We start from the raw sequence: 11,945 nt of genomic DNA, 5'->3' as shown, positions 1-11,945 counted from the left end.
ATTGCATGCCGCCGTTGAAGGGCACATGCAATTTGCAGCCTACTTCTTGGGCGGATTTTCTGCGGGCAGGTATCGCGAAATCTCTAAACCGGCGGCGACCTGACACATGGTCGGTTTCTTCCAGATCTTCTTCATGCCGTTCTCCTCTTGCGCCAGCCGAACGGGCCGGTCACGCTATCGATGCCATTACCTGACAATGGGCACTCTTGGGGGCTACAACGTGTTGCTGCTTCAGTTGTTCCTTCATCACCAGCCCGGTTTTCGAATGAACCAGCCTTAACTTTCCTCGAACAGGCGTGAAATGTCGAGCCGCAACCGGTAAGCCGATTGTCAAATATGAATGCGGTCACGCCTCGTGCGTTTCACAGTGATGCATGCCAAAGGCCCGAGCTAGTCGGGCGGCTGGCGCATCGGTCCCTGCCAAAGAATCGCGCAATGCGCGTGTCAAAGCTTCAGGCCGGGTGGCCAGATTTCAAGCGCGCCGTAATCGCGCGTTGCCTCCGTGTCGTAGTGACCGGTCAAAAGCACCGTCGACCGACCGGTGCCGAGAAGGAGCATCGCCACAATTCATGATCGTTCCTGATAGAGTTGAAACGCTTGCAGAGCTAGACCAGCTGGGCGCAGGCCCGCCGGTAGCCGCAGAAGCGGTGAGAGCAGGCGTGCCGCTCAGGGGACCGGCTGCGACTTGGGACAAGCGCGGCCAAGGAACAATCGGAATTTCCAGCAGTTAGGGTCGGGTCGGTCCTCCCTCTACCGGTCCACGGCATGGAGCCCGCCCCAAATACGGAAATGGGGCGGGCTCACTTTGTTGGAATCCAGGAACATTCCTTTGTCCAAAACATTAGGGTCGCTTCCATCCTGGAGCGCACATGCCGATTATTGACGTCCCACTTGGCTTGCCCGCCTTGGGCCGAATGAGGCTGGCGCTGACATTTCTCGTGCTGCTCGCTTTGGTCGCGCCCGGGCTTGGCGAGCCCCAGACGATGGTGATCGGCTATCTCGGCGAACAGCGCAAACCGCCTCTGCCGCTCGGGCCACTGGACGAGGTCGTCACCGACGACGGCCTGCAAGGTGCCCGGCTCGGCATCGCCGACAATGCCAGCGCCGGCCGCTTTCTCGGTCAGCAATTCCGGTTGCAGGAAATCACCCTCAAGCCCGGCGAGATGCCAGCCGAAGCGGTCAAGGAATTCGCGGCCGCCGGCATCAGCTTCCTCATCGCCGATCTCGATGCCGCCGGTTTGCTGCAGGCGAGCGACGCTCCAGGCGCCGAGAGGATGACGCTGTTCAATAGTCGCGCTCCTGACGAGCGGCTCCGCCAGGAGGATTGCCGCAAGAACGTGCTGCACACGGTTCCGAGCCGCGCGATGCTCGCTGACGGGCTGGCGCAATATCTCGTCTGGAAGCGCTGGCAGCACTGGTTCCTGCTGGTCGGGGCGCATCCCGAGGACCAGGCGATGGCGGTCGCCTTTCGACGCGCGGCGACGCGTTTCGGAGCAGAGATCACCATCGACCAGCCCTGGACGTTCAGGCCCGCCAACGGGCGCGCCGATACCGGACATGTCACGCTGCAGACCGAGATTCCCGCTGCCACGCAGGTCAGCGACTATGATGTGCTCGTCGTTGCCGACGAGGCGGACGAGTTTGGCGCCTATCTCGAAGGCCGAACCGCATTTCCGCGGCCGGTCGCAGGGACGCAGGGTCTGGTCGCGACCGGCTGGAGCGCGGTCAACGAAGAGTGGGGTGCCACGCAACTCCAGGATCGCTTCCACAAGCAGGCCGGGCGCTGGATGCTGCCCAGCGACTACGCCGCCTGGCTCGCCGTGCGAAGCATCGGCGAGGCGGCAACGCGCCTGCACAGCCTCGATCCGATTGCGATCGGAAAGTATCTCCGCAGCAACGATTTCCTGCTCGCCGGATTCAAAGGACAGGGTCTGAGCTTCCGGCCATGGGACGGCCAGATGCGGCAACCCGTCCTCATAGCCGGACCGCGACTGCTCGTCTCCAGTTCGCCGCAGCCGGGTTTCCTGCACCAGCGCACGCCGCTCGACACGCTGGGCATCGACCTGGAGGAAAGCGCATGCAGGTTCTGATCGCGATCCTGCTTTCGATGTCCATCGTGGCCGGACCTGCCGCCGCCGAGACGATCTACGTATCGAACGAGCAGGACAACACGGTGGCGGTGGTGGATGGCGCCAGTATGAACCTGTCCACGACCATCAATGTCGGAAGGCGCCCGCGCGGAATGGCGCTTTCGGCAGACAAGAAACTGCTCTTCGTTGCTGTTGGCGACGACAACCGGATCGACGTTGTCGATCTCGCCAAACGGCAGGTGACCGGCCAACTTCCCTCGGGAGCCGATCCGGAGTTTTTTGTCGTGCATCCCGACGGCAAACGGCTGTTCGTCGCCAATGAGAACGACAATCTGGTCTCGGTGGTCGATGTCGCGTCCGCCAAGGTTATTGGTACGGTCGACGTCGGCGTCGAACCCGAGGGCATGGCGGTCAGTGCCGACGGCCGCTACGTTGCCTGCACCTCGGAGACCACCAGCATGGTGCATCTCATAGATGCTGGCACGCTCGACCTCGTCGACAATCTCTTGGTCGACACCCGCCCGCGCGCTGCGGCGTTCTCGCCGGATGGAAAGCAGCTTTGGGTGTCTTCCGAAATACGCGGAACGGTAACCGTCTTCGACACCACGTCTCGTGCTGAGACCGGCAAAGTCGAGTTCGAGGTCCCCGGCATCCGCCGCGAGGGCGTCCAGGCGGTCGGCATCGAAATGGCACACGACGGCGCCACTGCCTATGTCGCGCTCGGTCCGGCCAACCGGGTTGCAGAGGTCGACACCAAGACGCTGGCGGTGCGCCGCCTCTATCTCGTCGGCCAGCGGCCGTGGCACTTGGCGCTGTCCGATGACCAGAAGCGCCTGGTCAGCGCTAATGGCAATTCCGGCGACATCTCGTTCATCGATCTGGAGAATGAGGAGGTGGTGAAGTCGGTGCCGGTGGGACGCGGCCCCTGGGGAGTGGTGATCGGTCCATGAAGGCGCTGTCGCTCGAGGGCCTCGGACACAGCTTCGGAGAGCGACGGGTCCTCGATGCCGTGTCGTTCTCGGTCGCTGAAGGCGGAATGTGCGTACTGCTTGGACGCAACGGAGCCGGCAAGACGACGTTGTTCTCGCTGGTCACCGGCCTCTATCATGCCCGATCCGGCCAGATCGATGTGTTCGGCCACTCCATGCGGACCGATCCGGCCGCCGCACTTGCCCAGATGGGCGTGGTCTTCCAGCAGCAGACGCTCGACCTCGACCTCACCGCTGCCGAAAATCTGCGCTATCACGCCTCACTGCATGGGCTGGAGACCGGCATCAGCGAAACGAGATTGCGCGAGGAACTCGACCGGCTGGAGGTCCTCGACCGGTGCGACGAGCCGGTCCGTTCGCTATCGGGCGGTCAGCGGCGGCGCGTCGAAATCGCTCGTGCGCTGATGCACCGGCCGCGTATCCTGCTGCTCGATGAACCGACGACCGGGCTCGACGTGCCTGGGCGCCGGGCGATCGTGCAGCACGTACGCGCGCTATGCCGCGAACGAGGTATTGCTGTTCTCTGGGCGACGCATTTCCTGGAAGAGGTGTCGGCCGGCGACGACCTGGTGGTGCTGCACAAGGGCAGGCTGCGCTGGGCCGGCGGCGCCGGCCGCGTCGCCGCGGATCTTGCGGTCGGCAGCCTGGCCGATGCATTCGATCTGCTGACGGAGACGGCATGAAGACACGTCACGCGGTGCGGGCGCTGTTGGGAATCCTGCACAGGGAGATGTTGCGAACGCTTCGGCAGCGCGGCCGGCTGCTCTCGGCGATCATACGGCCTTTGGTCTGGCTCGCCATCTTCGCCGCCGGCTTCCGCTCGGTGCTTGGCCTGTCAATCACGCAGCCCTATCAGACCTACGTGCTCTACGAGGTCTATGTCGTCCCCGGGCTGGCGGCCATGATGCTGCTCTTCCATGCCATGGCAAGCTCGCTGGCGATGGTCTATGACCGTGAGACGGGCAGCATGCGCCTGTTGCTGACCGCGCCGCTTCCACGCTGGTATCTGCTTGCCGCGCGGCTGCTGGCGAGCGTCATCGTCGGTCTGCCGCTGGTCTATCTGTTCTTGCTGATCGCGCGTTATTGGGACGTGCGCCCGCCGGTTCTAGGCTACCTCGCCGTGTTTCCGGCGCTGGTCCTGTCAGGCCTGATGCTGGGCGCGTTCGGGTTGCTGGTATCGTCAGTTTCGACGCAGATGGAGAACTTCGCCGGCGTGATGAACTTCGTCATCTTCCCGACGTTCTTCGCCTCGACGGCGCTTTATCCGATATGGCGGCTCGCCGAGGCAGGGCCGGTGCTGGCTACGATCGCCGCATGGAACCCGTTCAGTTCGGCGGTCGAACTGATACGCTTCACTCTCTATCTGCGCTTCGATCTCGTTTCCGCCCTTGTCGTTCTCGCCTGCCTCGTCGTGTTTTTCCTGGCGGCAGTGGTCGGCTACGACCCCGGCCGCGGCCTGTGGTCCCGGCGCGGCGGCGAGGGCTGATCATTTCAGGGCGAAGAGGTAGGCAGCGATATCACGCGCCTGCTGCTCTGTGATCCCCGTCGATGGCATGGCCGTGTGCGGATTGATCTCCCTGGCCGCTCGTATCCAGCGGATCAGGTTCTCCGGATTGTTCGCCAGCACGCCGGCGATAAAGACCCGGTCGGCAAGGCTGGAATCGAAGCGCGGACCAACCTGGCCTTGTGCCCCCGGCACGCCGGGGATCGTATGGCATCCGGAGCAGCCATTCGCGATCGTGATCGGAATGGCGCGCGCTTCCAAGCCGCCGGTCGCCATGTCCGATTCGTGGCGAACACGATCGCGCCGGTCGGACCACAAGGTCGCTGCGGCGACTGCCGCGGTCAGCAGCAGGATCGCGGCGAGCGCCGCCCACCATCCTAGCCAGGCCGGAGCGCATGGCTTGCCTCCCTGATTCCGCTCTTGCTTATCCAAAGGCCGGCAAGCAGCAAGGCGGCTCCGCCATAGATCAGGCCAGCCGGAACCCACATCACCAGTCCGGCGAGCTGCTGGTCCTCGATCGGGGTTAAACCCCAGAGCGCCGCGCCGGCGGCATTCTGCGGGTACCAGAGTCTGGGCGACAACAGCAGCAGCACGCCGAGCAGACCAGTGTGCAGCGACGTGAAGAAGAGATGCATGACCGCGCTGCCATAGGCCTGCTGGCGGCCGGAGCGCGGCAGAATCCCCCACCAGAACAGCAGGGCTGTGCCGAGGAAGCTCGCATGCTGGGCGTAGTGCAGCACGCCCTGCTGAAGCGCTGCCTCGAACAGGACGGGAACGTGCCAGATCCAGATCGCGATGCCGTGGATGGCGGTTGCGTTGAGGGGGCGGCTGGCAACGGTCCAGATCGCCTGGAGAGTCCTGCCGTGCGTGAGCCCTCCCGTCCCTCGGCGAAGTGCAGCCGGCAATGCCCATATCAGGGCTGCGCCGGGGCAGGCGGCGACAAGGAGCGGCGCCGCTACCGCCATCAGCAGTTCATGCTCGATCATGTGGGCGGCAAACACCCGTTCGCCAAGCGCATGGATTGGGCTGACCAGCGCTCCCGTCAGCACGCCCCAGCCGGCGGCGAAGAAAAGCGCCACCACCGGCATCACGGCCAGGAAGCATTCTACAACAACGGCCATCGCTCGTGGCGGCACCGTCACCACCGACGGACACCGTCGCCGTCACCAGTTCGATGCACCGTCACCACCACAATCCGCCCTGTCGTCATCCAGCAGGACGACTGATCGCTCTGCGATCCGGCTCCATGCGTCAAGGCGAGGAGCCGGATCAACCGTGTCGAAGAGGAAACACTCCGGCGGCCGGTTCACATCAAACCCCGACCCGCAAGAACAGAAGGGCTCCGCCTTAGCAGGCTCTCAAGCAGGCGCACGCCAATCTGGTCGACACGCAGGGCGCCTACCAGCGGGCCGAGGATCTCTTCAGGTCAGGATTCGGCACGAACCAAGCCCCCGACGGGGCCACCAACCTCGCAGCCGGGCGGGAGCGGCTATGTGATGGCGGAAACTTAACTCAATCAAGCGAAGGCGAACCTCGCCACTGCCCAGGCACGTCTGGGCTACGCCACGACAAAGTCGCCGCACGACGACATCCTGATCACACGCAACGTCGAGCCTGAGCGGCGCTGCTCGTTCTCGCGCCGGCCGGAGAGATGCAACCGGTGCTGCAGATGGATGAGAAAAAATCTGGGGGCCTCCTGAGCTGGGACAGGGCGCGCGCGGGTTTTTTGTGTTTGAGCGTGGTGGCCGGTGTTTCTCCCTCTGACGTCGCTCCTCACTCCTGACCGTCACGACCCTTGGGGCGTTTTTTTGGCGGTTGATGGAACAAGGATCGTGAGCATCCGTTCGGGTCGGCTCGTAGCTCTCCGAAAGGCTCTCTGTCATGACCACACATCGCATCTTCGCTGCCGTAGCATTCGCAGCCGGCATCATTGCCAGCAACCAGGCACTCGCCAAAAGCGATACAGATTTTCTGACCGACACCATCAAAGGCGACAATTCCGAAGTCGCTCTTGGTACCCTTGCCAGGCAGAAGGGCGACAGCAAAGGCGTCAAGGCATTCGGCCAAACGCTCGTAAAAGACCATGGCAAGGCCAAGAAGCAGGCACTGGCGGTCGGCAAGAAACTGGGTGTTGCTGAAACCGACGATCTCACCGACGAAGCGACGGCCGAGATGACGAAGCTGAACGGACTTTCGGGGGCGGCTTTCGATCAGGAGTTTACAACCTACATGGTGTCAGACCACCAGAAGGATATCGCCGAGTTCCGGGATGAGGCGAAGACCGGCAGCAGCAAGGTCGCTAAGCTCGCCAAGAAGACCTTGCCAACACTTGAGAAGCACTTGAAAATTGCGCAGTCGCTGGCCAAACCGTGATGAGCGAGTCCGGCGTCGAAAGTCGGACGATCGAACTGGAATACTACGACCGGCCGACACTCTGGTTTCATTGGCTGACGGTGGTTTTCGTCGTCCTGTTGTTCGGTACTTCGCTGGTATGGAACTACGTCACGCCGCGTGACCGAACTTGGCGCCCCCTCTTGGAGGGCACTCATGTCTCACTCGGGATCCTGTTCGCCGGCCTAATTCTAGTCCGGATCGTCTGGCGGCTGACAGGAGGCCGGCAGTTGACGCCAGAGGTCGGACTTTCGGGAACGCTCTCCCAGCTGATGTACATCGTCCTATATGTTTTGCTTGCCGCAGAGAGCATGCTGGGCTTCGTATTGCGATGGGCCCAGGGCGAGGAGTTTACGTTCTTCGGACTGTTCACGATTCCTGCCTTGATGGCGCAGAATCGAGACCTCGCCCACACTTTCGAAGAGCTTCACAACTATGTCGGATGGGCGATTGTCATCTTGGCGGCAGGGCACGCCATCGCGGCGCTCGTTCACCATTACGTTTTGCGGGATAAGGTTTTTGGCAGAATGTGGGTTCGTCGTCAGGAGACGACTAGGGGCAGGTAGCTTCCGTCCGCAGGTCACAAAAGGCGGACACGGTTTTGGAGGTATCGTGCACCGGATCGACGGTAAGCCGCTGGTGCTAGGGCCGCGCGCGGCCGCGCTGCTTGATATGCCTGGAGAAGGCCAGTCCGACGGCGCGGGATAGAATCCGGTCCCCGCAACCAATTCTATCATAAATCAATAACCGTCCCGGTCTGACCGGGGCGGTTTTTGCGTTTGAAAGAAACGAAGACTTTCATCCTCCAGCCATCTGATCGCGGCAGTATCCATCCGTCTTCACCGGTCCTCCTGCACGCTCAACAGCACGGTCGCCCAATCGCTTTTGAAAGCGATCCCTATGAGTGACATATGGGACGACCGGCAGGAGGCACTTGCATGACACGACGAGAATTCTCCCGCGAGGAACTCTTCGCGCTGGTCTGGGAAAGGCCGACCAGTGAGATCGCAAAGGAGCTCGGCATCTCCGATGTGGCACTCGCCAAGCTTTGCAGGCGCCTGCAGGTCCCCAAGCCACCTCGAGGCTATTGGGCCAAGGTTCAGGCAGGAGGTGGTCCCCGGCGCCCACCGTTGGGTGCCTTCCGCGATGAGATCGATCGGCGCCGGCGTGAAACCGCGCGCATCAAAGCAGCCGGAACTCTCTCCAATCTTCAACAGCAATTCTACAGCGCCGCTATAACCGACCTGAAGGCGCAAGGCGTCGACGTTACTGCGGTTACCGGAAACAGGCTCCCGGATCTCGATCCGAACCTCGCGGCGCAACTTTTGCTGCTGATCCAGAACCGCGCTCACGAGTGGATCAAGCAGGGAAAGATCGACGCCCGATGGAGCCACTCGCTGCAGGGAAGCGCTGCGAGTCTCGTCGGAAAGCTGCTTCCATTCGCCCGACCCCAGCTTCTCATGTTCGAGAGCGAGCAAAGAAACCGGTTGTCGAGCGGGAACGGTCCCGCCGTTCTTGTCCGCCTGACCGCTCCTTTACAGGAGCGGATTGCCTCTCTGGTGCGCATGGTTCGCGAACATCAGCTCCACCATGTTGTCATGCCGCTGACGTCGGCTGACCATTCCTGGTCTGCCCGCTACATCCACACTCCGGATTCGCGAATGCTTCTGGACAGCACCCTCTGCATCTCCGCCTCAGAAATTTGGGTCGAAAGCACGCGACGCGCGTGGAGAGAGGAAGATCCGCCTGACCGCATCGGTACCGCAAGATTGGCGCTGCGCGAAATCATGCCAATCGACTACATTCCCACTCGTGAATTACCCTTGCCTCCTTCCATCACGAGAGCGACCGTTGCGCCCTACCGGGGTAGGCTCCAAGCACTGATGGACGCGGAGCAGGTGTGCGAAATGCTGTCTGGAGCGGCTCGCGCGATGGAGCGAAACGTTCCTAACGATACCCTCGCGCTGGCCGACAGAATCTGGTTCGGCGTCGAACGCCCGTTTCGGTCAGCTCGCGATGCCTGGTCGCGAATCGAAGAAGAGCTGGAGCAATGGGAGACGGAGCTTGAGGCCGAACGTTCGGCAGTGGCAAAATCAATCCTCGGGATCGATATCGGTGACATCGTGACTGGGCAGGTTCAAGGCCGCATCGTTCGCATCTCTGTAACGAGCACGGCCGTTTACTCCACTGAGAAAGGCATCATCTTTGTGGTCGACGGAACACGCTTCCGGAAGGACGGCACGCTCGGCAAGCAGCAGGACGCGATCAGGCTTTATTTTGCAAATGACGTGTAGACGGCCTTGCATGCCCCAAGAAGGCGACCCCTCCGCGATCGTACACATACACTGGACTGGTCGTGGTGCGGCAGCTGCTGTAATGATAATTTTTTGATACTTCTTCGCTAGTTGTAGCTCGTTTCCAATGCCGGTTGACTGGTCGGACGAACAGAATGACGCAATCGTCGCGAACTATTTCGCGATGCTGGCTCACGACATCGCCGGGCTGCCCTACAGCAAGGCCAGCCACAATCGTTTCCTCCAAGCTGCGATCGGCCGCCCGCGCGGCTCGATAGAGTACAAGCACCAGAATGTTAGCGCGGTCCTCAAGGGACTCGGAGAAACTTGGATACCCGGCTACAAGCCGGCCTTTAACTTCCAGGCGTCGCTCGTCGACGCGGTGGTGAGATGGCTCGATCGTCACCCGGAGTGGCTTGTGCCTGCTGCGCCTCACCCGCAGTCAGCCTTGCAAGAGGAGACGATGCTGTGGATCGGGCCGCCGCCAACGCACAGCAATGCTCCGCCGCCCGACGAGACCGAGCAGATGGCCGCTATGGCCCGCAAGTACGATGTCGCCCAGCGGGACGCCCAGAACCGGGCGCTCGGCCGCGCGGGAGAGGAGCGCATCCTTGCCCATGAGCGCGCTAGCCTGCTTGCTGCTGGACGAACCGACCTTGCCAATCACATTCGCTGGGTGTCGCACGTCGACGGCGACGGGGTGGGCTATGATATTCGGAGCTTCGAAGTAGATGGCAGCGATCGCCTGATTGAGGTGAAGACGACAAATGGCTGGGAGCGCACACCGTTCCACATTACGCGAAACGAACTGATGGCCTCCGATCGTCATCGCAACGACTGGCTGCTGATGAGGCTGTGGAACTTCACTCGCGAACCCCGGGCATTCGAACTGCGGCCACCGCTTGAGGCCCATGTGAGTTTAACGGCGAGTATCTACCGAGCGAGCTTCCTTCGATGACCAGAAGCGGCCACTTGACTATTGAGAGCAAGCGAAAAGCAGACAGCACTAAACCGACAAAATCGTCTTGCATCCACTGATCTGGATGCGCCGCCGGAAGGGCCTCGGTGTCAGTCCGCCATGTATCGACCGTCCGCATCTCGCGAGAAAAGACCGCACGATACCGCCAGGGAGAGCATAATCTGAAGTCGGTCGCCTGTCGGCTCGTACACGCTTCTCGATGACGATCTCCGGACCCTCATCCAGCCGTTGCCCTCAAGGCCGATCCGAAGACGTTTCTTTCCGTCTCCGCCACGCACGGCCGACCAGTGGACATGCTGGCCGATGACCCAGCTCTCGATGACCTCCTGCCAGATGGACGGCATCGGCCGGGCGGCTACTGCCTCCAACCGTCTGGCCATAAGCCCCATCGGAAGCCTGTCGGGTCGGCCCTCGATACCGTCACCGAGACCGCCCGGCGGGCTTTTGCCCTCGAACGCGTTGGCGACGGCGCGCACTATTGCGAATGATCGCGCGGCCAGTGCAGGAACGCGAGTGACATCGCGGCGTTGCGCTTCGATCAGCGCGGCGATCATCGAAATGGCATCGGTCGTGCCCGTTGACGACGCTCCCGGCCATCCGGTGGATTGGCCCTCGATTTCGACTGATAGGAGGAAGTCACCGATGGTCGCCGAAGAAGCATATGTAGCATCACCTGCTGCCGCCGCGTTGTGCGCCCTCGCAATGAGTTCCTCCGACGTTTTCGGCTGATACATGGAACCAATGCGGCCCTCGGAAAGCAGTCGCTCGAGCCAGAAAAGCATGGCCTCGGTTGCGAGCCTCTGGAGCTGCCTCGCCTGAAGGAGGCATAGCAGCATCCCTGAGATGGCAATCTGTTCGGGGTCGCCGTCGTTCACCGCCGGCAAAACGTGCCGGGCAAACTGTCTCCTGATGGAGTCGATTGAGCTTGGCCCATCCCGTAGCAGGAGACCGCGGACGAGGTCGATAGTCCCTTTCCTGCGCTTCGCGGATCCCGGTGAGGCGACGTGTCCGCCGATGTCAAAGAACAGACCTCTGAAGACCTTCATCTCGATTTCCGATGGTGCATCGACAGGAAGGTGCTGGGCGAAGGGAGCTATCTCCTCGTCCATGACAGAGGGAGCGTCGATCGCGAAGAGACGCGCAGGGAGCAAATCGCGCACCCGCGCTTCGAAATCGCGAACTGCAGGCATGGCTTCTTCTGCGACATACCCGGAGTCTGCGCCGATGTAACGGATGGACTTGATTGAGGGGCCGTACTCGGTCGGAGCCATAAAGCTAGTGCGGCTGTCCCGGTACTGTTTCCAAACCGGGCCGCTGAACACGAAAGGCTCCCGATCCGCTCGGTGGCCGATCGTCCGCTTCAGCGCCGCCGCTCCCCTGAATGGGCGGCCTGCAATCTGATGCGACCAAGCGTAGAGGGCCTCATAGCGGTCGACAAGATCTGCGACCACCTCCGGATCGTCGTTCTCGGCCTCGCGTGCGACAATGGAAGCCTTCCATGCGGCCCACGCCATGAACGTATAGGGCCGCACGTGCTGCGTCACGTTGTTGATGCCCGGCAGGGAGTCATCCATGAGGTCGAGATTGAGCTGTCGCAGGCCCACCGGATCGACCCCGCTTTCGTCCGTCCGCAGCTCGTCGACCAGTCGGCAGCCGGGCGCCCTCTCGAAGATCTCGTCGATTTCAGCCAGTCGCATT

General features: G+C 62.0%; 12 protein-coding genes. 8 read left to right on the top strand and 4 right to left on the bottom strand.

The features are described from left to right. Positions 1 to 39: 39 nt before the first annotated feature. A complete protein-coding gene (locus tag LB555_RS02115; protein ID WP_140620309.1) occupies positions 40 to 135 on the bottom strand; it encodes a pyrroloquinoline quinone precursor peptide PqqA in 96 nt (31 codons plus the stop codon). A 734-nt stretch (positions 136 to 869) separates the two neighbouring features. Between LB555_RS02115 and LB555_RS02110 the strand changes: the two genes are divergently transcribed. The 4 genes from LB555_RS02110 to LB555_RS02095 are packed head-to-tail and all read left to right on the top strand — an operon-like array spanning position 870 to position 4,565. Beyond that, a complete protein-coding gene (locus tag LB555_RS02110; RefSeq protein WP_140877231.1) occupies positions 870 to 2,090 on the top strand; it encodes an ABC transporter substrate-binding protein in 1,221 nt (406 codons plus the stop codon). Beyond that, positions 2,078 to 3,040: a PQQ-dependent catabolism-associated beta-propeller protein gene (locus LB555_RS02105; protein WP_140877233.1), complete on the top strand. Its 963-nt coding sequence runs from the start codon at positions 2,078 to 2,080 to the stop codon at positions 3,038 to 3,040. The genes LB555_RS02110 and LB555_RS02105 overlap by 13 nt, the downstream gene beginning before the upstream one ends. Beyond that, positions 3,037 to 3,762 carry an ABC transporter ATP-binding protein gene (locus tag LB555_RS02100; protein WP_140877235.1) on the top strand — a complete coding sequence of 242 codons (726 nt, stop codon included), beginning with the start codon at positions 3,037 to 3,039 and terminating at the stop codon, positions 3,760 to 3,762. The genes LB555_RS02105 and LB555_RS02100 overlap by 4 nt, the downstream gene beginning before the upstream one ends. Beyond that, positions 3,759 to 4,565 (top strand): ABC transporter permease, encoded by an 807-nt coding sequence (locus LB555_RS02095; protein WP_140877237.1) that lies wholly within the window; start codon positions 3,759 to 3,761, stop codon positions 4,563 to 4,565. Before LB555_RS02100 ends, LB555_RS02095 begins: the two co-directional genes overlap by 4 nt. Here LB555_RS02095 and LB555_RS02090 read toward each other — a convergent pair whose 3' ends face one another. Together LB555_RS02090 and LB555_RS02085 are read right to left on the bottom strand one after the other, a co-directional pair. Continuing rightward, positions 4,566 to 4,859 carry a c-type cytochrome gene (locus LB555_RS02090; RefSeq protein WP_224682200.1) on the bottom strand — a complete coding sequence of 98 codons (294 nt, stop codon included), beginning with the start codon at positions 4,857 to 4,859 and terminating at the stop codon, positions 4,566 to 4,568. A gap of 101 nt (positions 4,860 to 4,960) precedes the next feature. Continuing rightward, positions 4,961 to 5,704, bottom strand: a complete 744-nt coding sequence (locus tag LB555_RS02085; protein WP_224682199.1) for a cytochrome c oxidase assembly protein — start codon at positions 5,702 to 5,704, stop codon at positions 4,961 to 4,963. Positions 5,705 to 6,464: 760 nt separating this feature from the next. Here LB555_RS02085 and LB555_RS02075 point away from each other — a divergent pair. The 4 genes from LB555_RS02075 to LB555_RS02060 all read left to right on the top strand — a co-directional run bounded on the left by LB555_RS02075 (position 6,465) and on the right by LB555_RS02060 (position 10,226). Then, positions 6,465 to 6,956: a DUF4142 domain-containing protein gene (locus LB555_RS02075; protein WP_140877239.1), complete on the top strand. Its 492-nt coding sequence runs from the start codon at positions 6,465 to 6,467 to the stop codon at positions 6,954 to 6,956. After that, on the top strand, positions 6,956 to 7,540 hold the full coding sequence (locus LB555_RS02070; protein WP_140877241.1) for a cytochrome b: 585 nt from the start codon (positions 6,956 to 6,958) through the stop codon (positions 7,538 to 7,540). Before LB555_RS02075 ends, LB555_RS02070 begins: the two co-directional genes overlap by 1 nt. A gap of 372 nt (positions 7,541 to 7,912) precedes the next feature. Beyond that, positions 7,913 to 9,268 (top strand): hypothetical protein, encoded by a 1,356-nt coding sequence (locus tag LB555_RS02065; protein WP_140877242.1) that lies wholly within the window; start codon positions 7,913 to 7,915, stop codon positions 9,266 to 9,268. A gap of 127 nt (positions 9,269 to 9,395) precedes the next feature. Beyond that, positions 9,396 to 10,226: a DUF3883 domain-containing protein gene (locus tag LB555_RS02060; RefSeq protein WP_140877244.1), complete on the top strand. Its 831-nt coding sequence runs from the start codon at positions 9,396 to 9,398 to the stop codon at positions 10,224 to 10,226. 110 nt (positions 10,227 to 10,336) lie between these two features. Here LB555_RS02060 and LB555_RS02055 read toward each other — a convergent pair whose 3' ends face one another. Continuing rightward, positions 10,337 to 11,944, bottom strand: coding sequence for a hypothetical protein (locus tag LB555_RS02055; protein ID WP_224682198.1), 1,608 nt, complete (start codon positions 11,942 to 11,944; stop codon positions 10,337 to 10,339). Position 11,945 lies beyond the last annotated feature (1 nt).

This window comes from Mesorhizobium sp. BR-1-1-10 (assembly GCF_020165595.1).
Taxonomy (GTDB): domain Bacteria; phylum Pseudomonadota; class Alphaproteobacteria; order Rhizobiales; family Rhizobiaceae; genus Mesorhizobium; species Mesorhizobium australicum.
Note: the sequence above shows the minus strand (reverse complement) of the source record. Positions and strands in the feature narration are given on the sequence as shown.